The 25,396-nt window shown below is 59.2% G+C and carries 26 protein-coding genes; 11 read left to right on the forward strand and 15 right to left on the reverse strand.

Annotated features, from left to right (window positions below; translation table 11 throughout):
* Window positions 1–35: 35 nt before the first annotated feature.
* Window positions 36–308: an XRE family transcriptional regulator gene (locus tag QIT27_RS05275; RefSeq protein ID WP_159342794.1), complete on the reverse strand. Its 273-nt coding sequence runs from the start codon at window positions 306–308 to the stop codon at window positions 36–38.
* Between the two features lie 215 nt (window positions 309–523).
* On the opposite strand from QIT27_RS05275, the gene purE reads away from it, so the two are divergent.
* The 3 genes from purE (at window position 524) to QIT27_RS05290 (ending at window position 3,977) form a co-directional block, all read left to right on the forward strand.
* Window positions 524–1,051 carry a 5-(carboxyamino)imidazole ribonucleotide mutase gene (purE, locus tag QIT27_RS05280; RefSeq protein ID WP_285263116.1) on the forward strand — a complete coding sequence of 176 codons (528 nt, stop codon included), beginning with the start codon at window positions 524–526 and terminating at the stop codon, window positions 1,049–1,051.
* 34 nt (window positions 1,052–1,085) lie between these two features.
* Window positions 1,086–2,216 (forward strand): 5-(carboxyamino)imidazole ribonucleotide synthase, encoded by a 1,131-nt coding sequence (locus tag QIT27_RS05285; RefSeq protein ID WP_285263117.1) that lies wholly within the window; start codon window positions 1,086–1,088, stop codon window positions 2,214–2,216.
* Between the two features lie 141 nt (window positions 2,217–2,357).
* A complete protein-coding gene (locus QIT27_RS05290; RefSeq protein WP_285263118.1) occupies window positions 2,358–3,977 on the forward strand; it encodes a diguanylate cyclase domain-containing protein in 1,620 nt (539 codons plus the stop codon).
* On the opposite strand, the gene QIT27_RS05295 is transcribed toward QIT27_RS05290, so the two are convergent.
* The 9 genes from QIT27_RS05295 to QIT27_RS05335 form a co-directional block, all read right to left on the reverse strand.
* Entirely contained in the window at window positions 3,955–4,779 is an 825-nt protein-coding gene (locus tag QIT27_RS05295) for a TraX family protein (RefSeq protein ID WP_285263119.1), read from the reverse strand. The two genes, QIT27_RS05290 and QIT27_RS05295, sit on opposite strands and share 23 nt — an antisense overlap.
* Before the next feature lie 75 nt (window positions 4,780–4,854).
* Window positions 4,855–6,000 (reverse strand): beta-aspartyl-peptidase, encoded by a 1,146-nt coding sequence (gene iadA, locus QIT27_RS05300; RefSeq protein ID WP_285263120.1) that lies wholly within the window; start codon window positions 5,998–6,000, stop codon window positions 4,855–4,857.
* Between the two features lie 102 nt (window positions 6,001–6,102).
* Window positions 6,103–6,900 carry a transporter substrate-binding domain-containing protein gene (locus tag QIT27_RS05305; RefSeq protein WP_285263121.1) on the reverse strand — a complete coding sequence of 266 codons (798 nt, stop codon included), beginning with the start codon at window positions 6,898–6,900 and terminating at the stop codon, window positions 6,103–6,105.
* A gap of 336 nt (window positions 6,901–7,236) precedes the next feature.
* Entirely contained in the window at window positions 7,237–8,007 is a 771-nt protein-coding gene (locus QIT27_RS05310) for a transporter substrate-binding domain-containing protein (protein WP_285263122.1), read from the reverse strand.
* Between the two features lie 135 nt (window positions 8,008–8,142).
* A complete protein-coding gene (locus QIT27_RS05315; protein WP_285263123.1) occupies window positions 8,143–8,874 on the reverse strand; it encodes an ABC transporter permease in 732 nt (243 codons plus the stop codon).
* Between the two features lies 1 nt (window position 8,875).
* Complete coding sequence (locus tag QIT27_RS05320; RefSeq protein WP_253018065.1) at window positions 8,876–9,577, reverse strand: ABC transporter permease; 702 nt, start codon at window positions 9,575–9,577, stop codon at window positions 8,876–8,878.
* 19 nt (window positions 9,578–9,596) lie between these two features.
* Window positions 9,597–10,367 carry an ABC transporter ATP-binding protein gene (locus QIT27_RS05325; protein ID WP_089676064.1) on the reverse strand — a complete coding sequence of 257 codons (771 nt, stop codon included), beginning with the start codon at window positions 10,365–10,367 and terminating at the stop codon, window positions 9,597–9,599.
* Between the two features lie 229 nt (window positions 10,368–10,596).
* Complete coding sequence (locus tag QIT27_RS05330) at window positions 10,597–11,583, reverse strand: succinylglutamate desuccinylase (RefSeq protein WP_285263124.1); 987 nt, start codon at window positions 11,581–11,583, stop codon at window positions 10,597–10,599.
* A 204-nt stretch (window positions 11,584–11,787) separates the two neighbouring features.
* Entirely contained in the window at window positions 11,788–12,228 is a 441-nt protein-coding gene (locus QIT27_RS05335; protein ID WP_159342784.1) for a hemerythrin domain-containing protein, read from the reverse strand.
* Window positions 12,229–12,457: 229 nt separating this feature from the next.
* Here QIT27_RS05335 and wrbA point away from each other — a divergent pair, with 229 nt between their 5' ends.
* The gene (gene wrbA / locus QIT27_RS05340; protein WP_253018077.1) at window positions 12,458–13,057 is read left to right on the forward strand and encodes an NAD(P)H:quinone oxidoreductase; all 600 of its coding nucleotides are present in this window, start codon (window positions 12,458–12,460) and stop codon (window positions 13,055–13,057) included.
* Between the two features lie 95 nt (window positions 13,058–13,152).
* On the opposite strand, the gene QIT27_RS05345 is transcribed toward wrbA, so the two are convergent.
* Window positions 13,153–14,226: a tartrate dehydrogenase gene (locus QIT27_RS05345; protein WP_285263125.1), complete on the reverse strand. Its 1,074-nt coding sequence runs from the start codon at window positions 14,224–14,226 to the stop codon at window positions 13,153–13,155.
* Between the two features lie 132 nt (window positions 14,227–14,358).
* On the opposite strand from QIT27_RS05345, the gene QIT27_RS05350 reads away from it, so the two are divergent.
* Complete coding sequence (locus tag QIT27_RS05350; RefSeq protein WP_285263126.1) at window positions 14,359–15,276, forward strand: LysR family transcriptional regulator; 918 nt, start codon at window positions 14,359–14,361, stop codon at window positions 15,274–15,276.
* Window positions 15,277–15,280: 4 nt separating this feature from the next.
* On the opposite strand, the gene QIT27_RS05355 is transcribed toward QIT27_RS05350, so the two are convergent.
* The gene (locus QIT27_RS05355; protein ID WP_502875190.1) at window positions 15,281–15,841 is read right to left on the reverse strand and encodes a lipocalin family protein; all 561 of its coding nucleotides are present in this window, start codon (window positions 15,839–15,841) and stop codon (window positions 15,281–15,283) included.
* A 159-nt stretch (window positions 15,842–16,000) separates the two neighbouring features.
* On the opposite strand from QIT27_RS05355, the gene QIT27_RS05360 reads away from it, so the two are divergent.
* Both QIT27_RS05360 and QIT27_RS05365 read left to right on the forward strand, forming a co-directional pair.
* On the forward strand, window positions 16,001–16,429 hold the full coding sequence (locus QIT27_RS05360) for a secondary thiamine-phosphate synthase enzyme YjbQ (protein ID WP_285263127.1): 429 nt from the start codon (window positions 16,001–16,003) through the stop codon (window positions 16,427–16,429).
* A 42-nt stretch (window positions 16,430–16,471) separates the two neighbouring features.
* On the forward strand, window positions 16,472–18,748 hold the full coding sequence (locus QIT27_RS05365) for a glycosyltransferase (protein ID WP_285263128.1): 2,277 nt from the start codon (window positions 16,472–16,474) through the stop codon (window positions 18,746–18,748).
* Window positions 18,749–18,756: 8 nt separating this feature from the next.
* Here QIT27_RS05365 and QIT27_RS05370 read toward each other — a convergent pair whose 3' ends face one another.
* The 3 genes from QIT27_RS05370 to QIT27_RS05380 all read right to left on the reverse strand — a co-directional run bounded on the left by QIT27_RS05370 (window position 18,757) and on the right by QIT27_RS05380 (window position 21,667).
* Window positions 18,757–19,449: a TVP38/TMEM64 family protein gene (locus tag QIT27_RS05370; protein WP_159342778.1), complete on the reverse strand. Its 693-nt coding sequence runs from the start codon at window positions 19,447–19,449 to the stop codon at window positions 18,757–18,759.
* A gap of 71 nt (window positions 19,450–19,520) precedes the next feature.
* Window positions 19,521–20,459: an ABC transporter substrate-binding protein gene (locus QIT27_RS05375; RefSeq protein WP_159342777.1), complete on the reverse strand. Its 939-nt coding sequence runs from the start codon at window positions 20,457–20,459 to the stop codon at window positions 19,521–19,523.
* A gap of 32 nt (window positions 20,460–20,491) precedes the next feature.
* Window positions 20,492–21,667: a clavaminate synthase family protein gene (locus QIT27_RS05380; RefSeq protein WP_285263129.1), complete on the reverse strand. Its 1,176-nt coding sequence runs from the start codon at window positions 21,665–21,667 to the stop codon at window positions 20,492–20,494.
* A gap of 125 nt (window positions 21,668–21,792) precedes the next feature.
* Here QIT27_RS05380 and QIT27_RS05385 point away from each other — a divergent pair, with 125 nt between their 5' ends.
* The 4 genes from QIT27_RS05385 to QIT27_RS05400 all read left to right on the forward strand — a co-directional run bounded on the left by QIT27_RS05385 (window position 21,793) and on the right by QIT27_RS05400 (window position 25,366).
* A complete protein-coding gene (locus QIT27_RS05385; RefSeq protein WP_253018087.1) occupies window positions 21,793–22,656 on the forward strand; it encodes a LysR substrate-binding domain-containing protein in 864 nt (287 codons plus the stop codon).
* A gap of 132 nt (window positions 22,657–22,788) precedes the next feature.
* On the forward strand, window positions 22,789–24,240 hold the full coding sequence (locus QIT27_RS05390) for an alanine/glycine:cation symporter family protein (RefSeq protein WP_253018089.1): 1,452 nt from the start codon (window positions 22,789–22,791) through the stop codon (window positions 24,238–24,240).
* 185 nt (window positions 24,241–24,425) lie between these two features.
* Window positions 24,426–25,034 carry an FMN-dependent NADH-azoreductase gene (locus tag QIT27_RS05395; protein WP_285263130.1) on the forward strand — a complete coding sequence of 203 codons (609 nt, stop codon included), beginning with the start codon at window positions 24,426–24,428 and terminating at the stop codon, window positions 25,032–25,034.
* A gap of 29 nt (window positions 25,035–25,063) precedes the next feature.
* On the forward strand, window positions 25,064–25,366 hold the full coding sequence (locus QIT27_RS05400; RefSeq protein ID WP_285263131.1) for an MGMT family protein: 303 nt from the start codon (window positions 25,064–25,066) through the stop codon (window positions 25,364–25,366).
* Window positions 25,367–25,396 lie beyond the last annotated feature (30 nt).

Raw genomic sequence — 25,396 nt, forward strand, 5'->3', positions numbered from 1 at the left:
AAGCGGTGATAGTTAGCGTGGCGGTGGCGTGGCTGCTATGGCGCCTCCAGCTCTAACGTGCGACGCAGGACATTCAGTTCATCGATGTCCAGATGCTCCAGCCTTCCGGCGAGCAGGTCGCTGATCTTTTGCACTGGTAGGCCAGCCCGGCGGGCGATTTCACGGCTTCCCAGGTCTGATACGGCGATCAGGCGGGTAATGATGCGCATGAGGCGCGTACGTTTTTCAAGTTCCCTGACATCGAGGTCAGGGCTGCTTCGCGGAGGATCCAGCGCTTCTGCGTGAGCAGTTGAGTATGCCGTACTCATGTGACTCCATCAGTCGGAAATGACAAGCACACAATGCCGCCAACTCACGCGGTTTTCAATGCTTAATTTGAGGAAAATTTCACGCCTCTCGTCACCCCCGCAAACGCCCGTAGCTCTGGTAAACTATGCGCCTTCCTATTTCTGAGTGAGCGGCGCGTTGCGCGGCTTATGGACTGCTTTCTAGCTTGAAGAGGCCGTTGGCCGAGGAGTTTTGCATGTCGAACAGCGCACCCAAGGTGGGCGTGATCATGGGGTCGAAATCTGATTGGCCGGTCATGGAGCACGCGGTGGCGATGTTAGAGCGGTTGGGCGTTGCCTATGAAACCCGTGTGGTATCGGCGCATCGCACACCCGACCTGCTGTTCGAATATGCGAAAAGTGCCTCTGAGCGTGGCCTGCAGGTGATTGTGGCAGGCGCCGGCGGTGCCGCTCATTTGCCGGGTATGGTCGCGTCACAAACGGCGCTGCCGGTGCTGGGTGTGCCGGTGGAGTCTAAGGCGTTGAAGGGCTTGGATTCACTGCTTTCCATCGCCCAAATGCCGGGTGGTATTGCGGTAGGCACCCTTGCTATTGGCAAGGCCGGTGCCACCAACGCAGGCCTGCTGGCCGCACAAATTGTGGGCCTTCAGGACAGCGCCGTGCGCGAAGCTGTTGAGGCGTTCCGTACTGAACAGACCCAACTGGTGTTGGATAACCCTGATCCGCGCCCTGATGCACCTGCATCTAACCAGCCAGCACAATAGGTTGCCCAATATGAGCACTCAGATGGCAGAACGTATGATTGCAAAAAATATTGGTGTACTAGGCGCGGGCCAACTAGGCCGCATGCTGGCCCTAGCGGGCTATCCTCTGGGTAACACCTTCACCTTTTTAGATACCACTGGTAACCCCAGCGCGGGTATCGGCGAGGTGATTGTCGACCCGGAGAACCAGCACTTAGCGGCGTTTCTCGATAAGGTCGATGTAGTGACCTACGAATTCGAGCACCTCCCCGTTGAGCTGGTAAAGCAGATTGAGCAGCACAAGCCGGTTTATCCCGGCAGTCGCGCCATTGCGGTGTGTCAAAACCGTGTAGAAGAGAAAACGCTGTTTGATCGCTTGGGTATTCCCACACCGGCCTATCGCGTGGTGGAAAGCGCTGAGCAGCTCGCTGCCGCCGCCGCCGAACTAGGCTGCCCAGTGGTAGCAAAATCGGTTACCGAAGGCTATGACGGCAAGGGCCAAGCGGTACTGAAAGCGCCGGAGCAGGCGCAAGAGGCGTGGGAATCGATTGGCCATACGCAGCTGATCGTCGAGGCGTTCGTTGATTTTGTGCGCGAAGTCTCGATGATTGCCGTGCGCGGCCGCGATGGGGAGGTGGTGTTCTACCCCATGGCCGAAAACCAGCACGTGGGCGGCATTCTGCGCTACTCCGTGGCGCCGCTACCGGATTTGGACGCCAGCGTTCAGCAGACGGCCGACAGCTACATCCGAGCGCTGCTGGATGAGCTTGATTACGTAGGCGTACTGGCGCTGGAGCTGTTCCAAACCCGCGACGGCAGCCTGTTGGCCAATGAGATGGCCCCCCGGGTGCATAACTCCGGCCACTGGACGATGGATGGCGCGGCTACCAGCCAGTTCGAGAACCATTTGCGGGCGGTACAGGGCTTGCCGTTAGGCGCCACGAATGCCATTGCGCCCACCTGCATGGTGAACGTGATTGGCCTAGAAGGCGATAACGCCGCACTGCTAGCCATTGCCGACACTCACTTGCACCGCTACGACAAAGCCGAGCGTCCAGGGCGTAAACTAGCCCACGTTAACGTCGTGGCCGCCACCCACGCCGAGCTGTTGGAGAAAGTCCGCGCTTGCCAAGCGTTGATCCCCGATGCGCCTCCCGTGGAGTGGAGTTTCGAATCGACGCTATAAACGCCTAAGCCGCCTGAAAAGGCGGTTTTTTAATTGCCGACCGCTGCGACTTTTGTGCTTCAAACGTGCTAAAACAAGTGTATTAAAAACAGCCTAACCAATAAGATTGGCGCTAAGCCGACTGAAGAAAAGGGAGTTTGTATGTCGCCCCCCACCCCCCTTACTGCCACGGCCTCCGGGCTACGCAGTGGTTATCAACGTGACCACCACATCACCATGCAGCGTTTGCGCGGTGAAAAAGTGCGCTTGCTCTACGACAACCTATGGCAACCGGTACTGAGCAGCGTGCTGGCGGGTGGATTGCTGGTGGCGGCCATGTGGCCGGTGGTGGAGGCTTGGCTGCTGCTGGGGTGGTTTGCGGCGCTGACCGTGATCTCCGTGCTCAGGCTACTGCTGGCGCAGCGGTTCAAGCGACTGCCCGCGCTCCAGCAGCAGCGTCAACGCTGGTTGCGCTGGTTTGCCATTGGAGCCATTGCGTCAGGCTGCGTCTGGGGGGCATCCGGCGTGCTGCTGTTCAGTCATGATCACCCCGGCCAAATTGCGGCGCTCTCGATCGTGCTGGCTGGCATTGCGGCAGGGGGCGTGACCACGCTTTCCTCGGTGGGCTGGATTGCGGTTGGCTTCGTACTACCTATTTTATTGCCGCTGAAGATACAGTTCTGGCTCCAGGGCTCGCCACTCTCCATTCTGATTGGCCTCATGCTTGTGCTTTTTTTGGGGTTGATCATTGCCACTAGCCGCCGCTTTAGCCGCACCATCCATGACAACATTGCCCTGCGGGTAAGTATGGCGGCGCGGGAAGCGCAGCTTCGCGAAAGCGAAAATCGCTATCGTTCCATTTTTCAGCACTCGCCGCTGGGGGTGCTGCACTTCGATGAGCAAGGGCAGATTACCGACTGCAACGGCAAGCTGCTGGATATTCTGGGCGTGGAGCGCCCAAAGCTGCTCGGCTACCGCATGCTGGACCGCTCTGCTGACCCTGACGTGGCGCAAGCCGTGAGAGACGCGCTGGAAAAAGGCACCGGCTATTACGAAGGCACCTACCGGCTGCCCAACGCCAGTGTGGGGATCCCCTTGCGGGCGTTTTTCAACGGTGTCCATAGCGCCAGCAATCAAAGGGTGGGCGGCGTGGCGATTATCGAGGACTTCACCGAACGAAAGCGCAGCGAGGCGATCATTTACCGCCAAGCCTACTACGATGCGCTGACCGATTTACCCAATCGACGGCTGTTCATCGAGCGTTTAGAAGCGCTGTGCGGCGAGCAGGCCAGCGACCGGCGCGGTGGTTTGGTGATGTTCATGGACATGGACCGCTTCAAGCTAATCAACGATACCTTGGGCCACGCGGCGGGGGATGACCTACTGGTACAGGTGGCACGCCGCTTGGAGTCCTGTTTACAGAACGATGATATGGCCGCCCGTCTGAGTGGCGACGAGTTCGTGCTGCTCGCACTTTTTGAAGTGACGGAGGGGGCGGCGCTCATCGCCGCCGCTGCCCGCTATATGGAGACAGTGCAGCAGGCGCTGGCGGGCAAGTACCGCCTGGAGAGCCGCTGGGTCGAGGTCACCCCCAGCATGGGCTATACCTGCTTCAATGCGGCCGACTGCGACCATGCGGATGTGCTCAAACAAGCCGATACGGCGATGTATCAAGCGAAAACCGAGGGCCGGGCGCGGCTACGCCGCTACCAGCCCTGGATGAGTGACGAAATCAATAAGCGCGTGGCCGAACAGGCTCCTAACCTGCCAGTTGACCGCTAAGCAGCAACCACACGGCAATCAACGCAAAGTGCCCAGGGTACCACGCCAGCCATAAACGGCGGGGCATGGCTAAAGCTACGGGCGGCACTCGCTGAGCCGCGCCTGCGGCAAGCATCAAGACCAGTACGCAGGTGGCGACGGTGAACGATTTGGCCATGTCGGAGGCGTTCATCTGCCCGGCAATCCATAGTACGGGAAACGCCGCTAGCCCCGCCCAGAGGCGAGATTTCAGCACGTTACGAGTTTCGCTGAGCGTCTGCATGGCAAACATAAACAGCGGAATCAGCAGTAGGCCGTTGTGACCATACTCCACCCAGAACCCGAGCAGGTACCACGCGGTCACGCCGACGGCGGCTCCCAGCATCAGCCAGCCCAAACCTAAGGTTTGTTGCTGGTAGTGCTGCCACCCCTGGCGCACCAAAGCACCCAGTGCCAAGCCGCTGGCCAGGGTAAAGCAGACGTTCAAGATGAACGCATCGGAGGCGCGGGGCATCAGCATATAGGGGAGCTGCGCGGCGATCCCGATAATCAATATTCGCCGTGAATAGCGCAGCGGGTTGCGGGTGTTGAACAAGCCGTGCCACGCCACCATGGCGGCAAACAGCGGAAACGCTATGCGCCCAATCGAAGAGCCCGCCCAGCTTAAATCCCAATCCCCCGGCAGTACGTAGCGGGTGAGGTGATCCACGGTCATGGTGAAGAGCGCCAACCACTGCCCCCAGGCCGTCCAGTGGGATGAGGGCCGTAGCGCGGCCGCCGCATCTGTGGCTGGGGCCGAGTGAGCCGCCGTTGTTTCAGCCATGCTACCTCCTTGTATGTGGTTCAGTGATAGTAAAGACCCGGTTTGGCTGAGCAAGTTCGCTGAGGGGATGGGGGATTAGCTGGCGCTGAAAATCGGTTTACCCAGCGCCCAAACATGATCAATGGCCCAGCCTTGTTCGCTTAGCACGATGAAATCCGCATCTGCGCCGGGCTGAAGGCGGCCTTTTTGGTGTAGCTTCAGGGCATCGGCCGCAGTGGTGGACGCACAGCGCAGCGCGTGCTCCATGCTGATCTGGTGGTTGTTGACGCACTCGCCCAGCACCTCGAATAGGCTGCTGAGTTTACCGGGTTTCAAGCCAATAAACCGGTGTTGATCATCAAATTCCGGCAGCGAGGCGTTGGCATCGGAGGAGAGGCTGAGTTGGCTCGGTTCGATCCGTGCTTTTAGCGCCCGCGCCACGGCTTCAGAAGCGGGTACTTCGCCACCGGCCAGCAGCTCCGGCGTGGTGCTGGTGGTGAAGTCGATGCGCCCGCCTTCACGGGCAAAGCGCAGGCCATCTTCGAACAGCGCGGCAGTGCGGTTGATGTGAGTGGGGTAGAACTGCGCCAGCGGAATGGCGCTGTTTTTGGCGACCTGGCGCAGCGGCTCCAAGTGGGAATCGGCGTCGCCAGTGTGAATGAATACGATGCCCGATTTGCCCGCGAGCAGCCCGGCGGTGCGTGCGTCGGAGGCCAGCCGAGTGAGCTCTTGGGTGGTGGGCTGGGAGCCGCGATGGTCGCTGATTGCCACTTCGCCCACGCCGATGAATTCAGGAATATACAGAATGTCGCTGGCCACCGAGCCGGTCAGCGTGACGGGCGGCAGCTGATAAGAGCCGGTGTAGGCGTAAGTGCTCAGACCGCCTGCCGCCAGCTCCCGCGCTTTGCCAATCAGGTTGGCGGGGGTGCGGGTGAGGGCATCGGTGCCCAGCGCGCCAATCAGCGTGGTAACGCCCGAGGCGCAGGCGTCTTCCAGGCTGAGTTCGGCGGTGCGGTTGCCAAAGCCGCCTTCACCGCCGCCACCGATGTAGTGCACCAGTGGGTCGACCAGGCCGGGAATCACGCGTCGGCCCTCCAGGTCGATGGTCTGAATGAGCGTACCAAGCTGGTACGCCTCGCTGGCATCCAGTACCGCCGCAATGCGCTGGTCGGCGATCAGCAGGTGGCACAACCCGCGAGGTTCAGGGGCAAAGAGCTGGGCGTTTTTTACAAGTGTCAGCATGGGTTTCCCAGGAGAGTAATGGGCAAACGATAAGCGCCGACCTGGGGGCGGCGCTGGTGTTAGCGTCGTGACGCTGAGGCGACGGACGAGCGATCGCCGTTCTTACAAGCGTACATCGTAGTTGAAGTAACGGTTCATGATCTCATCATAAGTGCCGTTCTCTTTGAGCGCACGCAGAGCCTCGTTAAAGCGTTCAGCGAGCGCTTCATCGCGGGGACGAAATGCCATGCCCACGCCTTGACCAAGGATATCTTCGGGCTGTTTGATGAAGTCGCTGATGCGCTGGAAATCGCTTTCCGGGGTGTCGATGTCGATGGTGGCTTCGGCGATGGGGTAGTCCATGAAGGTGAGGTCCAGGCGGCCCCCCATCAGGTCAGTGACCACATCGTCCGCGCCGGTATAGCGACGGATCTCCAAGACATCGCCATAAAGCTGAGTGACGTAGTTGTCCTGCAACGTCGCCCGCTGCACGCCAACGGTCAAGCCTTCCAGGCTGGCACGGTCTTCGATATTGATCTCTTTATCGCGGGTGGTGATCCAGGCGCTGGGCGTGGTGTAGTACGCCTCGGAGAACAGCACCCGCTGGGCGCGCTCGTCGGTGATTGCCATGGAGGACATGATGGCGTCGTAGTTGCGTGCCAGCAGGCCGGGAATGATGCCGTCCCAGTCCTGCTCTACCCAGGTGCAGCTGACCTCCAGGTAGGCGCAGGCGGCGTTGCCTAGCTCGATTTCAAAACCGGTGAGCGTGCCGTCAGCCTGGCGGTACATAAACGGCTCGTAGGGAACATCGACCCCCAGACGGATCTCGTCGTAGTCCCGCGCCAGTGCGGCAGTGGATACCAATGAAAGTGAAACACCTGCCGCAAGAATAGCGGCCACGGACAGCGTTGCATAACGCATAGTCAGTCTCCTGAAGCGATTGTTAGTAGCGATGATGGTGTTACTGAATGCCAAGTGCCGCGTACGTAAGGCAGCTATGGCAAGGGGTGCGCTAAGCGCGGGAGTGCCGTGCGTCGTTTACGCATGGCAACGTACACGCAGGGCGCGCGTTGGCACGGGCGTGCCAAAGGGGAAGGCTATTCGTCGAACCACTCGCTCAGGTAGAAACGGGCAATAGTGCCCTGGGTACCAGGGCGAAGCGCATGCAGCGCGGTGGATATGAGGCGGCGTGAGGGCATGATGGCGTCTCGCTTGCATGCCTCCCCTGGCGGGGAGGCACACCTAAGCAGCTAGCGCTTACTCTTCGCCGAAATAACGGGCGTAGATTTCATCGTAAGTGCCGTCTTCCTGAAGCTCAGCCAGGGCGTCATTGAACTGTTCGGCCAGCGCTTCATCACGCTGACGGAAGGCGATACCGAAACCGTCGCCGAAGTACTCTTTCGGTTCGCTGATGCGCTCACCTACAACCACGTACTCAGCTTCTTCGCTCTCTAGCAGCGTGGACTGGCCGATCGGGAAGTCGAGAAAGACGATATCCAGACGCTGTGCTTCCATGTCCAGCACCATGTCGTCGGCGGTGGAGTAGCGGCTGATGTCAGCGACGCTGCTGAAGTTATCGGTGACGTAGTTATCCTGCAGGGTGCCACGCTGAACGCCGATGGTTTTGCCCGCCAGGGTCTCTTCGTTGGCTTCGCTGATGTCGAGGCTGCTGGGTGCAAACCAGGCAGACGGCATAGTGATGTAGGGGTCGGAGAACAGCACCTGCTGGCGGCGTTCGTCGTTGATGGTCATGGAGGACATGATGGCATCGTAGTTACGCGACATCAGGCCCGGAATGATGCCGTCCCACTCTTGCTCGACCCACTCGCAGGTAATGCCGATGCGCTCGCAAAGAGCGTTGCCCAGGTCGATATCGAAACCGGTCAGCTCGCCTTCAGCGGTGCGGTACTCCATGGGCTCGTAGGGAACGTCAACGCCAATACGCACGTTGTCGTAATCACGTGCTTGCGCAGAAGATGCCGCCGCAACGGCCAAGCCCAGCAGAGAAACAGTCAGTAGTTTTTTCATTTTTAAACTCCAAAAGAAGCAGGTTCACCTAAGGTGATCCCCTTTAACGTACCCCAGGTTGAGGTTGGCGAAAAGGGGGAGCCTGCATATAAACCAACGTTTGTTTTACGCTGGCGCGTGTTGGATTTGTTAGGGCTAGCCATTTAGCGGCCGCAGGTGGGCCAGCAGTCTTTTCTCCAAGAACCGGAAGAAGTACAAAATTGCGAAGGTCAAGCAGAGGTAGATCGCCGCGACGAACAGGAAGGCATCGAAGGGCGCATAAAAACGGGCGTACACAAAGCGTGCCGCGCCGGTTAGGTCCATCAGCGTCACCACGCTGGCAATGGCGCTGGCGTGTAGCATGAAGATCACTTCGTTGCCGTATGCGGGTAGTGCACGGCGGAACGCGCTGGGCAGAATGATCCGCCGCATCATTAGGCGTTGCGACATGCCGTAGGCGCGTGCAGCCTCGATTTCACCTTGCGAGGTGGCTTTGATTGCCCCGCGGAAGATCTCGGTGGTGTAGGCCGCCGTATTCAGCGTAAAGGCGATCAGGGCGGGGTAGAACGCCTCTTTCAACACGGGCCACAGGAAAGTTTCCTGAATGCCGTCGATGAACACCACGCCGTAGTAGATGATATAGAGCTGGATCAGCAGCGGCGTGCCGCGGAACACGTAGGTATAGAGATAGACCGGCAGGCTGATCCACTTGCGCTTGGAGCTGCGCATGATGGCCAGGGGCACCGCCAGAATCAAACCTGCCACCAGCGAGAGAAACACTAGCTGCGTGGTGGTCACCAAACCTTCCCAATAGTAGCCCAGGGTGGTGGGCGTAAAAATCAGGTTGTCTGCCAGCAGGTCATTGAACCATGCAGAGATATCTAGCATGTCACTGCCCCCCAAAGCCGATGTCGTAACGTTTTTGTAGCCGTGCAAAGATCCACTCGGACACGCTGGCGATCAGGAGATAAGCCAGCGCGACGGGAATCAGGAACACGAAAGGCTCGTGGGTCGCGCGGGAGGCTTCGGCGGCGACGCGGACCATATCGGTCAGGCCGATCACCGAGACCAGCGCGGTGGTTTTGAGCAGCACCATCCAGTTGTTGGAGAGGCCGGGTAGGGCGTGGCGCATCATTTGTGGAAAGCGAATGCGCCGAAAGACCAAGCCACTGCTCATGCCGTAGGCTTTACCGGCTTCGATTTGGCCGTTGTCCACCGCCATGAACGCTCCCCGAAAGGTTTCGCCCATGTAGGCACCGAAAATGAAGCCAATGGTGAGCACGCCAGCGGCAAAGGCGTTGAAATTGATATAAATATCGATCTCATAGTTATAGTACAGCAGGTCGCTGATGGCGTTGACACCGATCTGGCCGCCGAAGAACAGCAGCATCATCAGGACCAAATCCGGTACGCCACGGATGACCGTGGTGTAGACGGTCGCCGTGCGGCGTAATAGCCAGTTACGCGACATCTTGGCGCTAGCGGTGAGAAGGCCCAGGACGATCGCCAGGATCAGCGATAGAACGGCCAATTGAACAGTGACGCCCGCCCCTTCGATCAGGCGGGGGCCGTAACCTTGCAAATCGAGCATGGTGTGCGTGCCTCGCGGATCAGTATTTGGGAGCCAGGAACTGCTTCAGGCGCGGTGACTGCGGGTTACCGAGCACATCGTCGGGTGCCCCTTGCTCTTCTACCAAGCCTTGGTGCAAGTAAATCACTTTACTGGAAACGTCACGGGCAAAGCTCATCTCGTGAGTGACCACGACCATGGTGCGTCCCTCATCGGCTAGGTCACGCATGACCTTGAGGACATCGCCCACCAGTTCGGGGTCCAGCGCCGAGGTCGGCTCGTCGAACAGCATCACCTCTGGGTCCATGGCGAGCGCTCGAGCAATGGCACCGCGCTGCTGCTGGCCACCGGACATTTGTGCCGGGTAGGCGTTGGCGCGAGCGCTCAGTCCTACGCGGTCTAGCAGCGCATGGGCGTGCTCGATGGCCTCTTTTTTCGGCTTGCCGAGCACGTGAATCGGCGCTTCGATGATGTTCTCCAGCAGCGTCATGTGCGCCCATAGATTGAAACTCTGGAACACCATCGAGAGCTTGGCGCGCATCTGTACCACCTGTTTCCAGTCGGCGGGTTCGCGGCCATGCTTGGTGGTCTTGAAGCGGATTTGCTCGCCGTGAACGTACAGCTCGCCATCGTCGGGCTGTTCCAGCAGGTTCATGCAGCGCAAGAAGGTGCTTTTGCCTGACCCTGAGGCACCAATGAGGGTGATGACGTCACCTTTTTGGGCTTCCAGAGAGAGGCCTTTGAGGACTTCTGTATCGCCAAAGCGCTTTTTGATATTGCGCACTTCAAGGGGAGTAGGCGTAGCGGCCATAACTTAGGCTCCAGTACAGGGTTGCCGCAGCAGCAACGGATGAATCAATGTGCTTTCGGTGCGGCTGGCGCGAAAAAAGGGGCGATTCTATCAGGACTGTGCCAAATGCGCGTACTTTATCAGGGCGACATTGGTCTTGGTACGTTGCCGTGCGTCCTGACGGCCCCTTTACGTTGTTGTTATGAAAGCGACTTTGTGACGCTAATCGGTTGTACGGGTGGTATGACGGTCACGTGATGGCATGACTTGGCACCACCAGCAGGGCAGCGCGTGCGCCGATGTCGACCTGGGCATTGGGAAACACGACGTGCAGCGGCGTCTCTTCTACCACGAAGTCGCCTGCCGTCGCATCTTTGGCTAAGCAGGTACCGGGTTCGAAGCGGCTGAAATTGGGCACGTCGTCGTCGAAGCAGAAGGTAAAGTCCTCCGCTTGGCGCATCAGCTCGTGCTGCACTTTGAAGAAGGCCATGCTGTCGGCGGGCTGTTTCGGCGGTTCGTAACCCGCGCTGAGCGCGCTCAGCAGACGCAACATCGGCGCCAGCGCCGCCATGTCGTTGGCACCGAACGGGGCGACGCGGCCAAGCTCGAAGGTAAACGCTTGAGCGTGGTGGTAATGCTTGCTGTAGTGGGAAAAGGTCCAACTGTGCTGATGCTGGTGAAGCACCGCCTGCATGTCAGCAGCGGCCAGCCACTGCCACTGCTCTGCATCGGTGGTCGAGAGCGCATAAGGCTCTACCACGAAACGGGTGTACAAGCTGCCACGAATGGCCGTGTGCAGGTCGTAGTGCAGCTTCGGCAGCGCATGATGGCGGGCAAAGAACGCATCCACGGCTTCCATCAACGCCCGCGCTCGATCGGGTTCGCTGCCCTTGTCGTCGAGGTCGCGTTTGAACAGCCGGTTGAGATTGGTGGTGATGAAGCGTTTTTGTGCTTTTAGCGCCGGAATATTGCCCAAGATCACCAGCACCGGCGCGCCTAGCTGCAGCGTGCTGGCTTCCAAGGCACTCAGCCAGTCGCCGATCAGTTCTACCGGGGCGGTTTCATTGCCATGAATGGCTGCAGAGAAAACGCAGGCACGGGCGCCGGGGCGAAGAATGTTAGGGGTGAGCTCCAGAATCCCTGGCCCGTGAAGATGATACGTGCCGCTTGGGAAGCGGCCGATGCGCGGGGTGGGGCGTTCCTCGTCGAGGGTCCAGTCGAGCCATTGGCCTAGCATGAAAGTGTCCTTGAGCATGGGCATTCGCTTTTTTATTGCTCCTACCTTTAACCACGCTCGCGGCTGTTCACAAGGGGAGGCGTCGTTCGCGTGAAAATGGCCGGTGGGATGATGAAAGTGGCCGGTACAAAAAAGCGCTCATGGCCCATGGCCACAAGCGCTTTGTTCACCGGTGCGTATGAGTGTGTCACGCACGAGAGACGTTTAGCCTGCTCGCTGTCGCTGCATTTCCTCTTGGTACTCTTTGGCCAGCGAGGACTTTTGGTTCTCTTGCAGGCCACGACCTGCCAACTGAAAGACTTCTTGCTCCTCTTCATCGAGATGGTGCGTGACCAGATGCTGAAGCTGTTTGGCATGGGTGAGCCAGTGGCTAGCGCTGTAGTCGGTGTCGTCCAACAGTTCGATCAGTTCGTCGATCTCGTGGTGCTCGGCCACGCTGTGGCGCGCTTTCTCTTGGGTGAGGTCGATGTCCATCATAGGGATGTACAGCGCGCGCTCTTCGGCGTTAGCGTGATATTTCAGCTCGGCACGCACCTGTTGGTAGAGCGTGTCGCGCTCTTCGCTATCGCCATGGGTCTCTACCAGGCGGGCCAGCAGGTCTCGCTGAATGTCGTGGTCTTTGCGCAGGGCTTCGAAAATCGTCATGCCGGACTCCTTGGCGTTATACGTGAATGAAACATACCGTAAAAACGATACAAGAAAAATTAGTGCCGAAGTGGCAAAAGCGCAAGGTCGGCGCATCGATGAAATCGAAGCGGGGCATCGAAAACATTCGCTTTTCTCTACGCTTGATTAGGCTATGTTTGAATGAGTTTTCGCCGCCCGCTACGGGCAACCTGTCTGATGCTTGAATGCAGATGCAAAGGAGTGAGTAATGACGAAGGTACTGGTGCTGTACTATTCCATGTATGGTCACATCGACACGCTGGCCGCCGCTGTCGCTGAAGGCGCGAAAGGGGTTGAAGGTGTCGACGTCACGGTTAAACGCGTGCCTGAGACCATGCCGGAAGACGCGTTCAAAAACGCGGGCGGCAAGCAGGATTTCACGACGCCGGAAGCCACGCCCCAAGAGCTGGCGGACTACGATGCCATCATCTTCGGCACGCCGACTCGCTTTGGCAACATGGCCGGTCAGATGCGTACCTTCCTCGACCAAACCGGCGGCCTGTGGGCCAACGGCGCGCTGCGTGGCAAGGTGGCGAGCGTGTTCACCTCGACCGGTACCGGCGGTGGCGATGAGATGACCATTACGTCCACCTGGACCACGCTGGCCCACCACGGCATGGTTATCGTGCCGATTGGCTACGGCATCGAAGAGCAGTTCGATATTTCGAAAGTCAGCGGCGGTACGCCCTACGGTGCCGCGACGCTGGCCGGTGGCGATGGCTCCCGCCAGCCGGATGATCGCGAGCTGAAAATCGCCCGCTTCCAGGGTAAACACGTGGCTGAGATTGCCGCTAAGCTGGCGAGTTAATCGTTAGCTAAAAATGCTAACCGAAAACGAGCAACGCCTCGCTGTTAATGCAGCGAGGCGTTGCTCGTTGTGAGGCGTTGTTTTTGTAGGGGAGATTAGCCACCAATCCGCTCGGCAATGGCTTTGCCCAAGCTTTCCGTGGTGCCCTTGCCGCCTACATCGCGGGTGAGCACTTGGCTATCGCCTTCGCTCAGCACCGCTTCAATGGCATCGACCATGGCATCGCCCGCTTCTTTATAGCCCAGGTGTTCCAGCATCATCGCCCCAGACCAGATTTGGCCGATGGGGTTGGCGATGCCTTTCCCGGCGATATCCGGCGCGCTGCCGTGTACCGGCTCGAACAGGCTGGGGAACTTGCCTTCCGGGTTGATGTTGGCGGAGGGTGCAATACCGATGGTACCAGTGCAGGCCGGGCCTAAGTCGGAAAGAATATCGCCAAACAGGTTGCTGCCCACCACCACGTCGAACCAGTCCGGGTGCAGCACAAAGTTGGCGGTCAAAATATCAATGTGGAACTTATCCACGGCGATCTCTGGGTACTGCTTGGCCATCTCGGCCACGCGTTCATCCCAGTAGGGCATGGTGATGGAGATACCGTTGGACTTCGTGGCCGAGGTAAGCTTTTTACGCGGGCGGGTTTGTGCTAAATCGAAGGCGTATTTCAGCACGCGGTCTACGCCGGTACGGCTCATCACCGTTTCCTGAATGACGATTTCACGCTCGGTGCCTTCATACATCTTGCCGCCGATACTGGAGTACTCACCCTCGGTGTTTTCGCGCACTACGTAAAAGTCGATGTCGCCGGGCTTGCGGCCCGCCAGCGGACTTTTAATACCGGGCATCAATCGGCAGGGGCGCAGATTGATGTACTGGTCGAATTGACGACGGAACTGCAGCAGCGAACCCCACAGTGAAATATGGTCCGGCACTTTTTCTGGCCAGCCCACGGCTCCGTAAAACAGTGCATCAAAGTCTTTGAGCTGCTCGAACCAGTCGTCGGGCAACATTTGGCCGTGTTCCAGGTAGTAGTCGCAGCTACCGAACTCGAACGTGGTGAATGCCAGGTCAATGTCGAAGCGTTTGGCGGCGGCTTCCAGCGCGCGGATGCCTTCGGGCATCACTTCGGTACCGATACCGTCGCCAGCGATGACTGCAATACGATGGGCCATGGGGAGCTCCTTGTGTTGTTAGATGTCGCGAAAAAGGCAGGGTGTATTTGCTTGGTAGAAGTGTAGCGCCTGTTGGCGACGAGATAATCAGGCTACTATGCAAGCTATTGTTGCCTTAAAGTGAAGAATCCCATGATGCTGGATGACCTCGCCTTTTTTCAGCAGCTTGCTCGGGCAGGGAGCCTGACCGCCACGGCCCGTGAGTTGGGGCTGTCACTCTCGGCCGTCAGCAAGCGTTTGAAGCAGCTAGAAGCCCGGCTGGGCGTGACACTGGCGGCGCGCACTACCCGTCGTTTGACGCTGACTGCGGAAGGGGAGCGCTACCTTTCCCAAGGCGGTCTCATTTTGGAAGAGCTGCAGGCGTTGGAGAGTGCGCTGGGTGAGACGGCCAACCAAGCGCTGGCCGGTCGACTGCGGATCAACGCGACCTTTGGCTTTGGCAGGCGGCATATCGCGCCGCTGCTGTCGCGGTTTTGCATCGAGCACCCCGCCGTGGAGAGCTGGCTGGAGCTGACCAACTTTCCGCTCAACTTGAGCGATCACGGTTTTGACGTGGGCATTCGCATTGGTGAACCGCCGGATTCGCGTCTGGTCGCCAAGCGCATTCTGCCCAACCGACGCGTGCTGTGCGCCTCGCCGGAATACATGGCCAGGATGCCGCCTTTGAACGCGCCGAGCGATCTTGCTCAGCACAGTTGTTTGGTGGTGCGCGAGAACGATAGCGACTTTCCGCTGTGGCGCTTCGAGCACCGGAATTCGTCGCAGCGTCAGGCGGTAAAGGTCAGCGGGCCGTTGGCCAGTAACGACGGCGAAGTCATGACCCGCCTAGCGCTGGATGGCCACGGAGTGATGCTGCGCTCCTGGTGGGATGTGAACGAGCATCTCGCCAGCGGCGCGCTGCACACGCTGCTGCCCGAATGGCAGGGCGTGCGCGCTGACTTTTACGCCGTCTTCGAGCACCGCCGTCACGTACCGGCGCGCATCAGCGCGTTCATCGACTTCTTACAGCGTGAAATGGCGGGCCGGGTGCCCGCCTTGCCGAAGGGCTAACCGATCAGCGGCCAGGGCAGGTTTGATCCTGCACCACGTCGATCAGCTCGTCGGTGGGAAAGTCCAACTCGGCGGCGCGCTGGCGTAGTCGCTGCGCCACGTCGGGCTCTAAGGTTGGCGTACGGGCCAGAATCCATAGGTAGTCGCGGTTAGGGCCTGCCACCAGCGCCCACTGGTAGTCGTCATCCAGTTCGAGGACGTTGTAGCCACCGTAAAACGGGCCAAAGAAGCTGACCTTCAGCCGCCCCACGCTCTCGTCATCGATGAAGTAGGCGCGCCCCTCGGCTTCGTCCCAGGCTTGCTCCTCCAAGTTGTAGCCCCGGTTGATCACCTTCACTCCGCCATCGTCGCGCAGGCTGTAGGTGGCGGTGACGCAGTCCAGCCCCTCTTCAAAGGAGTGGTCCAGGCGGGCGATTTCATACCACTCGCCCAGATAGCGCTCTAGCTCGAATCCGGTCACCGGTTCGGTGCCCTCGGGAATGCCAGTGCAGCCCATCAAGAGAGTGCCGGTAGCGGCGATGGCTGCCAGCGTGGCCAGGTTCCTTGGCCGCGATGCGGGTGTCATCATCTTGCTCCTTACGGTGAACAATAAACGTTAAACCTATCAGGGTGGGCCACTGGACGCTATTTCTCTCACGGTGGCCCGATGCGGCAGGTAAATGAAATAGGCTATGGTATGTCTGTTACCGTATCCTCTGACAATGCATATAACAAAGGAGTGATTATGTGGCATCAACAGGAGATCCACTTACCGGAAATGCCCCGCGGCTTTCATCTGATAACCGACGAGATCGCCAGAGCGCTGCCCTGTTTGGCAGAGTGCCATCAGGGGCTGCTGCATTTGCAGCTCATGCACACCTCCGCCTCGCTGACCCTCAATGAGAACACCGACCCAGACGTTCGCCATGATCTAGATGCCTTCATTCGCCGGTTGGTACCAGAAGAGCTGAGCTATTTTCGCCACACCTTGGAAGGTCCCGATGACATGCCCGCCCACGTGGCTTCTAGCCTGCTGGGCATTCAGCTTAGCCTCGCGGTCCGCGATGGCCGTTTAGCGCTTGGCACGTGGCAAGGGGTGTGGTTAGGTGAGCACCGTGAACAGGGTGGTTCGCGCCGCTTACTGGCCACATTGAACGGCTGTACTGCGCCCTAGCGGCAGTCCATTGAATGACTTTTTTGAGATAAGCGCCCCGACATGCCTCGACGTCTTTTTCGCCTCTCCCGCCAGCGGTGGTTGAGGCTGTTTTTCGTATTGAACCTTGCGCTAGTGGCGGGGTTGATCATTCATCAGGTGTGGCTCTACGTCGCCGAACCCGAATTCGAGTCGCTGCACACGCGCGAAGTCGCCGAAATACGCGACCAGTTGGCGGGGCGGGATGCCTACCGCTTTGCGGTGGTGGGCAACATCAATAACTCGGTGAACGTCTTTCAAGACGAAATCATCCCGCTGCTGAACCAGGGAGACATCGACTTCATGGTGTCGGCGGGCAATGCGGTGAGCGGGGGACAGCAGGAGAGCTATCAGGCGATCACCCACAGCCTAGAGCTGCTGGATATGCCTTACCTGCTGACCTATGGCGATAACGAAGACAGCGACTTCGGCAGCTATCTGTTTTACGACTACTTCGGCCCGCACTTCTACGCGTTCGTGGCGGGCAATAGCCACTTCATCTTTCTAGACGGCACCGGCAAATCGTCGACCTCCTGGCAGCTAGATTGGTTGGAGCGCGAGCTGGCCGCTTCTGACGCGGCCCATCGGTTCGTGTTCGTCGGCTTGCCGCTGCATAACGTCATCCAGGATGCCCCGCTGTTTGAAGAGGACAACTACCTCAACGACCCTCGGCTTGCCGAAGGCATCATGCGATTGGCCGAGCGCCATGGGGTCGATACGGTGTTCTCCGCCAATCTTTCGCTCTATGCCCAGCAAACCGTCAACGGGGTAAACTACGTCACCACGGGGGGCGCAGGTGGCCTGCTGCTGGATGCCGATGAGAGCTTCCATCACTACGTGGTGGTGGAAGTCGCGGGCGGCAGCGTGGGCATCTCGCCCGTTCGTTTGAACGTCGACCGCCCCGGCTGGTGGCGTATGCTGAGCAGCGTGGGCTCGACGATTTATGCCTTCTTCTACGTCAGCTATCCACGGTTCTTGCTGATCGTTGGGCTGCTGACACTGCTGGCCATGCGCCTGTATCGGCTGATTTTCGAAGAGCGCGACTACTACCCCGATTTCGACATCGACCCCACGCCCTACCTGGAAAAAAGTCTGCGGGTGGCGATGGTCTCGAACAACTACTTTCCGTTTGTTTCTGGGGTGTCGGTTTCTGTGGAGCGGCTACGTCAGGGGCTGGGCGACCTTAACCACCGCGTTCAACTCCTGGTGCCGCGCTACCGGGAGTCGTGGCAGGATGATGACACCATTCTGCGAGTGCCAACGCTCATGGCGTTTGGTGAGAAGCGTGAGTTTCGCTTGACCAATCCGTTCAGCGCCCGTTTTCGCCGCTGCCTGCGTGCGTTCAAGCCCGATGTGATTCACGTGCATCATCCGTTCTGGCTGGGGTCGATGGGCCTGTGGATGGGGCGCAGGCTGAAAGTGCCGGTCATCTATACCTACCACACCCGCTTGGAGCACTACGCCCACTTCGTACCGCTGCCGGGGGCGCTATTTCGCAACCTGATCTCTCACTACCTGATCAAGCGCTTCTCCAACCGCTGCCAGGGCGTCATCGTGCCGACCTATTCGGCGGAGGAGTATCTGCGCATGATCGGGGTCAAGACGCCGACGCTGGTGCAGCCCACAGGTATCGATGCGGCGCGCTTTGCCGATGCCGATGAGGATGACGTGGCGTCGCTTCGTCAGCAGTTGGATATCGCGGCCAACGATACGGTGCTGGTGAGTGTCTCCCGCATCAGCAAAGAGAAGAACATCGGCTTTATGCTGGAAGCGCTGGCAGAGCTAAAGCGCCAGAGGAACACAGCGCTGCGCCTGCTGTTGGTCGGTGACGGGCCGGATCGTCAGGCGATTCAAACACAGATCGAAACGCTGGGTTTAGACGCGCAGGTGACCTTGGTCGGTGCCGTGCCGCCGGAAGAGATGGCGCTTTACTATCACGTGGGGGATGTGTTCGTGTTTGCCTCGACCTCGGAAACACAAGGTATGGTGATTCTAGAGGCCATGGCCGCTGGGCTTCCGGTGGTCGCCGTACGCTCAAGCGGTATTGATGACGTGGTGCGCGATGGCTACAACGGTTTTAAAACGCCGCAAAATCGCCAAAAGTGGGGGCAGCGTGTGGTGGAACTGGCCGAGGATGAGGCACTACGCGATACCCTAGGCAGCCAAGCAAAAACCTTCTCCGCTGACTACGATATTGCCAAGTTTGCCGGTGCCGTCGCGCATTTTTATGCCGAGGTGCTAGCGAAGCACGACTCTTCAGAGCATCCTTCACAAGAGGGCGAGGCCAAGCAACGTGGCTGACTGAGACGTTAGGCGTCGTGTCGTTTGTTGGCCGTACGGGCAGTCGCCACGCGTTTGAGTAGCCACAACAAGCCGATGCCCGCGACCAAACCGGCCACGGCCAGTGCCAACTCCTGCTTGGAGGCGGCGGTGAACAGCGCGCCTAACTGGCTGCCGAGCAGAATGACCGCCGCCAGCCCCGGCACGATGCCAAGCGTCGAGCCGATCATGTAGTCGCGGAAATTGAGATGAAACGCCCCGGCCAGCATGTTGGTGAGCGTGAAGGGAGCCAGCGGCAGCAGGTTAATGACCGTCATGGTGCGGATGCCGCGCTTGGAGAGGTAGCCGGAAAGCCCGCGCAAGTGGCGGCCGCCGTAGCGCATTAGGGCATCTCGCCCCAGCCAGTGTCCCACCCAGTAAGAGACCACCGAGGAACTCAGCGTACCCAAAGTGGCGTAGGCCAAGCCCCACACTGGGCCAAACAACAAGCCGGTCAACACGACCAGCAAGCTCAGCGGAAACATCACTAACAGCGAGCTGGTGTACACGGCCATAACGGCGGCAAACATCCAAGGGGCTCGTTGCCACTGGCTAATGGTGTTGGTGAGTTCTTCGAGATGCGTCTGAGTCAGCAGCCCTTGCTGCTGCAGGTAGCGCCACATCACGCCTAGTATCACCAGCGTGATCAGTAAGCCTAGCCCTTTTAGCAACGTCCGTGACATTCCATCCCCACCGCCTGTTTGGCAAAAGAGCGATAGCATACGCCACTGCGGCGGCGGGGTGAACGAACGCGTTACGGTAGGCGCGCTTCAATGACCGGCCAAGCAGCGTCACCCTCGGTGGTCGTCACATCGGCCAGCATGGCTTCCACGCGCTCGGGGTGGTCGTGGATCCACTGCTGGGCCACCTCGGCAAGGTCACGCTCCTCTTGGCCAAAGGCTTGGATCATCCAGCTCTGCTCGTCGGCGGTAAAGCTAAACTGCTCGAAGAACGTGACCAGCGCCGGGTGAGCATTGGCGTAGTCGCTGCGCAGTAGGGTGCGTACGTCGCTTTCGCCGTTGTTCTCACCGAACAGGTTTTCCGGGTCTTCCAGGTAGCGCATGGGCAGCTCGAGGTTCATCCAGTGGGGCGTCCAACCGACCCACACAATGGCCTCTTCTCTGGAAATCGCGTCTTGAGCGGCGGAGAGCATGCCCACTTCGCTGGTATCTACTAAGCTCCAGTCGCCCAGTCCCCAAGTGTCGTTATCCATCGCGTTATGGAGAATCTCGCTCGCCGCTGAGCCTGCGCCAAAGCCATGAATTTGGCCGTTGAACTCATCACGGTGTTCATCTAAATCCGCGAAGCTTTGAATGCCGCGCTCATGCAGGTACGCCGGTACGGCCAGCGTCATCTGAGCGCCATCGACGTTGTTGGCGACATCGGTGAGCACGCCAGAGGCTTTACGCGGTTCGAACATCTCTTTTTGTGCAGGTAGCCAAGCGCCTAAAAAGGCGTCGACGTCGCCACTCTCCATGCCTTGGTAGATCACCTGCAGGCCTATTTCGTGGGTTTGAGTGTCGTAGCCCAACGGGTTAAGGAGCTGCTCGGCAATTTCGGTTTTTACCGTAATACCGGGCCAAGCGGGTACGCCGAAATCGAGCGTGGCGTCATCGGCAAGGGCGGCTTGGGTGGTAACGCCTGCGAGGCTTAGGGCGATGGTAGAGACGATGGGACGGATCGAGCGCGTCATGGAAGGGGATCTCCTTGCTTGGGTTATTGTGATTACGCAGTGGTACGGGCGAGAACACGCAGGCGCGAAGCCAGCATGTCTCGGTCGAGATAGGTGCCCTGAAGGTGGCGAGCACCGCTATTGGGATCGAACTCCCGGCGGCCGTGAAGCACGCGACGATTATCGAACGCCACCATCTGGCCCGGTTTTAAAGTGAACTCCAACTGATGGGCGTCGCTATGGAAGAGTTGCCACAGCACTTTATAAGCGCGATACCAGGCCGCCATTTTTTCAGCGGGCAGGTGGAGGGTGTCGCGTATCCAGTTATTAAGGCGTATCTCCACTAGCTCGCCTTGGCTACCTAGGGTGATCACTGGGGCTTTGATGGCGATATCGTGGGTGTCGTCCTGAAAGCGAAAATCGATGGGCGTTTCGCTGAGAATAACGAGCGCTTCCGGGTCCTGTTCGCGCAGGGCATTGATCACTCGGGCACCATCAGCAAACAGCGACTCGCCACCGCTGGCGTCGTTTTGCAGGCAGTAGAGCAGTTGAATATCCGGCGGCTGCTGCCAGTTGGGCAAGTCGATATGCAGCGGTAGCCCGACGGCGGTATAGGCCGCGTTGTTGGGGTTAGGCTTGGAGCGAACATTAAAGCGCCCGCCAAAGTTGGTAGCGCGCTGCGGGCCAATGCGCTCGGCAAGGCGGCTGACTTCCTCTTCCACCAGCGGTGCGTCGGTGACTAGCGCCAAGCCGTCGCGTAGCATGGCGGTCAGCCAAGTTTTCTCGCCTTCTGGGGTCAGAAAGTCGGCGTGGCGAACGCGCTCTGGGAAGAAGTCGTCGCGCCACGGCTGCGGGGCGGGCAGTGCAGAAAAGCGTGTTGCCTCAGGGCGGCGCTGGTACAGCCAGCCGCTATGAAAGGCACTCACATGACCATCCTGCCACTGCAAGTAGAGGTGACCATCGGCCAAGGTAACGCTGGGTGCTTGTTCGATATCGTCTAGCGGTAGGTAGAGGCGTTCGCGGGTTTGCGGGTGGCGACACTCGGCGCAGGCGCAGTGGTCGCGAAACCATAGCAGAGGCAGCGTCGTTCGCGTACCGTCTTCCCAGGTCAGCGCAAGCCTGCTGTCGGTAAGCGTGGCATCGTTGAGTGCCGGGCCATGGTCATAAGGCGCGAGTTCGCTCATTAGAGGAGCTGAACGCTTTTCCGGGGCGGCTAGTACGCTGGTCATAGGGGCCTCGCTGTAGGTAGGTGACGTATTGCTCGATTTGCTTGTTAGGATGCGGAGTCCTTTGCGCAGTGACAAACGATGAATCTGGCCCCAAAGACCCTGTTTAACTTATAGGTTGCTTTTTCATGAGTTCACTCCCCCCGCTGTTATGGCTACAAGCGTTTGAGTCGGCCGCCCGCACCCTGAGTTTTACGGCGGCGGGTAACGAGCTGGGCGTGACCCAGGCCGCCATCAGCCAGCGCATTCGGCTGCTGGAGGATCGCCTGGGGCAAAAGCTGTTCGTTCGCCACGCGCGCAGCCTTTCGTTGACCCCGGCAGGTCAAGCGTGGCTGCCCAGCATTCACGATGCGTTTTCACGCATCAGTGAAGGGACCTCGGAGGTGTTCGGTGTGACCAGCGAACGGCCGGTGACGCTACGGGCCACGCCGGTGATCCAACAATCTTGGCTCGCGCCAAGGCTCGTGGCCCTGCATCGAGAGAAACCAACGATTTTGCTGCGCTTGGTCAGCGCGATTTGGCCCGACGACTTTGGGCCCGAAGGGGCCGACATCGAGATCCGCTACGGTCGGGGAGAGTGGAGCGGGCTGGAGATGCTGCCCTTGGGCGACGAGCATTTGTTGCCCGTGTGCTCCCCCGCGCTGGCCCGCTCGCTGAACGAACCCGCCGATTTAGCAGGACACACGCTATTGCATGCGGTGGGCTTTGGCGTTGGGTGGCCGGGTTGGCTGCAGGCGGCGGGAATGACCCACCTGGAGTCTGAGTGTCTATCGCTAACGTGCGATAATCAGGTGATGACGCTAGCGCTCGCCAGCCAGGGCGGCGGGGTGGCGCTCACGCACCGTCGACTGTTGGAGCAGCGTGATGATTTGGTGGCCCCCTTCGATATGGGCGTACCCAGCGATGAGCGTTTTTGGCTGGTGCGGCCCAGCAAGCGCCACGTCAGCGATGAGGCGGCAGACGTGTGGGAGTGGCTGGCAGCGTCTCGTTAAGTCTTCTTCGTGAGCTTGAGGCATCCAGCAGAGGTTACGACTGCTGGGCAGGAAATTTGCCAATTTTCTTGCCATTTTGGTGCAACCGTGAAGAATGATGCGCCTTCATTGTTTCAAAAAGGCGTGTTTCCTATGGACTTTACTCTTCCTCCCCTGTTGACCGCGATGGTGGATCGCGGCAACGGGCTGTTGTGGGGCAGCGTGCTGATTTATCTGCTTATTGGCGCTGGCCTCTATTTCACGGTCATGACCCGCGCCATCCAGATTCGCTACTTCGGCCATATGTTCAAGTTGCTGCGCAGCTCTCGGGAATCCAACGGCGGTATCTCGTCGTTTCAGGCGCTTTCGACCAGCCTTGCCGCCCGCGTCGGCACGGGCAACTTGGCCGGGGTGGCCGTCGCCATCTACTTCGGTGGCCCGGGCGCGATTTTCTGGATGTGGATGACCGCCATGGTGGGTATGGCCACCAGCTTTGTAGAATCCACGCTGGCCCAGGCGTACAAAACTGACCATGGCGATAACACCTTCCGCGGTGGCCCGGCGCGCTACATCGAACGCGGCTTGGGGCTGCGCTGGCTAGCGGTGCTGTTTTCGATCTGCCTGATTATTGCGTTTGGGCTGGCGTTTAACAGCGTACAGGCCAACTCCATCGCTCAGGCCATGGAGCAGGCATTTGCCATTCCCACCTGGGCCATGGGGTTAGTCTTGATGGCCATCGTCGCGCCGATTATTTTCGGCGGCTTGAAGTCGATTGCTAAAGTGGCTGAGCTGGTAGTGCCGTTGATGGCGCTGCTGTACCTGATCTTGGCGCTGGTCGTTGTGGCGCTCAATATCAGCGACCTGCCTGCTGCCATTATGACGATCGTGCAGAGCGCTTTTGGTATCGAGCAGGCGGCCGGCGGTGCGATGGGCTATGCCATTTCCCAAGCGATCATGAACGGTATTCAGCGCGGCTTGTTCTCCAACGAAGCGGGCATGGGCTCTGCGCCTAACGCCGCCGCAACTGCCAGCACCCGCCCGGATCACCCGGCGGCCCAGGGCTTCATTCAAATGCTGGGCGTTTTTCTGGATACCCTAGTGATCTGTACCGCGACGGCGGCTATCATCATCATGGCGGGCCCTGAGCTGCTAGCGGGTGAAGAGAATAACGGCATTCAGCTAACGCAGATGGCGCTGTCCAGCCACGTGGGCGATTGGGGCGGCATGTTTATCGCCATTGCCATCCTGCTGTTTGCCTTCACCTCGGTGATTGCTAACTACTCCTACGGCGAATCCAACATCGAGTACCTGGCGGGCCGCCGTGCGCCGCTGGCGGTGATGATTTACCGCTTTGCCGTGCTGGGTATGATCATGGTGGGGTCCGTGGCCAGCCTGGGGGCGATCTGGAATTTTGCGGATCTCTCCATGGGGATGATGGCAATCATCAACCTGGTGGCGATTCTGCTGCTATCGCCCATCGCCTTCGCGCTGTTCAAAGATTACGACACTCAGCTCAAGGCGGGTAAAGAGCCGGTCTTCGACCCCAGCCAGTTCCCGAAGCTGGCCAAAAAGGTCGATCCCAACGCGTGGCCTAAGCAGAAGTAGCAGGCGCGAGTTAAGTGCTTAACGCCCCGCTTCACGTTGCCAAAGTGCAGCGTGGGGCGGGGCGTTTTCATGAGGTCAGAAGATTCGATTTTGTCGAATGAAACTCGGAAAACGTTGCGCTGTTGCTTCGTCAAAAGCGCCGTAGAATAGCGTCTAACCTTACCACTGATTTTCAAGGAATTTTCATGACCACCCGTGCACTATTAGTGACCTCTTCTATCCTTGGTGACAACGGCCAGTCCAACGCACTGGCGACTCATTTTCAACAGCAGGCCGCTGCACGCGATGGCGTCGCCGTTACCCACCGCGATGTGGTCGCCAACGCGCTTCCGCACCTCGCCATCGAAGAGCTGGGCGCGTGGCAGACCCCGGCTGACGAGCGCACCGTTGAACAGCAGGCGCTTGCCGCTCACTCTGATGAGCTGCTGGCGGAGCTGCGTGCTAACGACGTGCTGGTACTTGCGGTACCGATGTACAACCTGGGCATTCCGTCACAGCTGAAAGCGTGGTTTGACCGCGTGCTGCGCGCCGGTGAAACCTTCCGCTACACTGAAAACGGCCCGCAGGGGCTGATCGAAGGCAAACGGGCCATCATTCTGGCTGCTCGTGGCGGTCAATACGCGGGCACTGAGTTCGATAGCCAAACGCCACACCTGAAAACCATGCTGGGCCTGATGGGCATCAGTGATGTGGAAGTGGTGTTTGCTGAAGGTTTGAACATGGGCGACGCTCACCGCGATGCCGCGATGAAAGAAGCCTTCCAAGCCATCGATCAGCTCGTCGAAGCGCTCTAAACCAACGCCATAAGCCAAACGAGGTTGTCATGCCACGCCCGGAACTGCTCGAACAGATTTACACCATTGTCGATCAAATTCCGGCGGGGCGGGTGACGACCTATGGGCGCATTGCCAACATGACCGAAGGCGCCACGGCGCGCATGGTGGGGTCTGCCATGCGCCACTTGCCCGAGGGGCACCAGTTGCCCTGGCATCGTGTGATTGCGGCGTCTCTCAAACTGGCTGACCACGGCGGCGCGGCGCGCCAGCACGAAAAGCTGCGTGCCGAAGGCGTCGCGTTCGATGCCAAAGGCCGCGTACCGCGCCACCTCGTTTGGCCGGATGAGTAGCTTTGTGGTGAGTGGTGATTTGTAAGTGGT

The organism is Halomonas sp. LC1, assembly GCF_030247125.1.
GTDB lineage: Bacteria > Pseudomonadota > Gammaproteobacteria > Pseudomonadales > Halomonadaceae > Vreelandella.

Coding starts and splice junctions, on each gene's coding strand:
- QIT27_RS05275 (WP_159342794.1), bottom strand. CDS start 308: ATGAGTACGGCATACTCAACTGCTCACGCAGAAGCGCTGGATCCTCCG.
- purE (WP_285263116.1), top strand. CDS start 524: ATGTCGAACAGCGCACCCAAGGTGGGCGTGATCATGGGGTCGAAATCT.
- QIT27_RS05285 (WP_285263117.1), top strand. CDS start 1,086: ATGATTGCAAAAAATATTGGTGTACTAGGCGCGGGCCAACTAGGCCGC.
- QIT27_RS05290 (WP_285263118.1), top strand. CDS start 2,358: ATGTCGCCCCCCACCCCCCTTACTGCCACGGCCTCCGGGCTACGCAGT.
- QIT27_RS05295 (WP_285263119.1), bottom strand. CDS start 4,779: ATGGCTGAAACAACGGCGGCTCACTCGGCCCCAGCCACAGATGCGGCG.
- iadA (WP_285263120.1), bottom strand. CDS start 6,000: ATGCTGACACTTGTAAAAAACGCCCAGCTCTTTGCCCCTGAACCTCGC.
- QIT27_RS05305 (WP_285263121.1), bottom strand. CDS start 6,900: ATGCGTTATGCAACGCTGTCCGTGGCCGCTATTCTTGCGGCAGGTGTT.
- QIT27_RS05310 (WP_285263122.1), bottom strand. CDS start 8,007: ATGAAAAAACTACTGACTGTTTCTCTGCTGGGCTTGGCCGTTGCGGCG.
- QIT27_RS05315 (WP_285263123.1), bottom strand. CDS start 8,874: ATGCTAGATATCTCTGCATGGTTCAATGACCTGCTGGCAGACAACCTG.
- QIT27_RS05320 (WP_253018065.1), bottom strand. CDS start 9,577: ATGCTCGATTTGCAAGGTTACGGCCCCCGCCTGATCGAAGGGGCGGGC.
- QIT27_RS05325 (WP_089676064.1), bottom strand. CDS start 10,367: ATGGCCGCTACGCCTACTCCCCTTGAAGTGCGCAATATCAAAAAGCGC.
- QIT27_RS05330 (WP_285263124.1), bottom strand. CDS start 11,583: ATGCTAGGCCAATGGCTCGACTGGACCCTCGACGAGGAACGCCCCACC.
- QIT27_RS05335 (WP_159342784.1), bottom strand. CDS start 12,228: ATGACGATTTTCGAAGCCCTGCGCAAAGACCACGACATTCAGCGAGAC.
- wrbA (WP_253018077.1), top strand. CDS start 12,458: ATGACGAAGGTACTGGTGCTGTACTATTCCATGTATGGTCACATCGAC.
- QIT27_RS05345 (WP_285263125.1), bottom strand. CDS start 14,226: ATGGCCCATCGTATTGCAGTCATCGCTGGCGACGGTATCGGTACCGAA.
- QIT27_RS05350 (WP_285263126.1), top strand. CDS start 14,359: ATGATGCTGGATGACCTCGCCTTTTTTCAGCAGCTTGCTCGGGCAGGG.
- QIT27_RS05355 (WP_502875190.1), bottom strand. CDS start 15,841: ATGACACCCGCATCGCGGCCAAGGAACCTGGCCACGCTGGCAGCCATC.
- QIT27_RS05360 (WP_285263127.1), top strand. CDS start 16,001: ATGTGGCATCAACAGGAGATCCACTTACCGGAAATGCCCCGCGGCTTT.
- QIT27_RS05365 (WP_285263128.1), top strand. CDS start 16,472: ATGCCTCGACGTCTTTTTCGCCTCTCCCGCCAGCGGTGGTTGAGGCTG.
- QIT27_RS05370 (WP_159342778.1), bottom strand. CDS start 19,449: ATGTCACGGACGTTGCTAAAAGGGCTAGGCTTACTGATCACGCTGGTG.
- QIT27_RS05375 (WP_159342777.1), bottom strand. CDS start 20,459: ATGACGCGCTCGATCCGTCCCATCGTCTCTACCATCGCCCTAAGCCTC.
- QIT27_RS05380 (WP_285263129.1), bottom strand. CDS start 21,667: ATGACCAGCGTACTAGCCGCCCCGGAAAAGCGTTCAGCTCCTCTAATG.
- QIT27_RS05385 (WP_253018087.1), top strand. CDS start 21,793: ATGAGTTCACTCCCCCCGCTGTTATGGCTACAAGCGTTTGAGTCGGCC.
- QIT27_RS05390 (WP_253018089.1), top strand. CDS start 22,789: ATGGACTTTACTCTTCCTCCCCTGTTGACCGCGATGGTGGATCGCGGC.
- QIT27_RS05395 (WP_285263130.1), top strand. CDS start 24,426: ATGACCACCCGTGCACTATTAGTGACCTCTTCTATCCTTGGTGACAAC.
- QIT27_RS05400 (WP_285263131.1), top strand. CDS start 25,064: ATGCCACGCCCGGAACTGCTCGAACAGATTTACACCATTGTCGATCAA.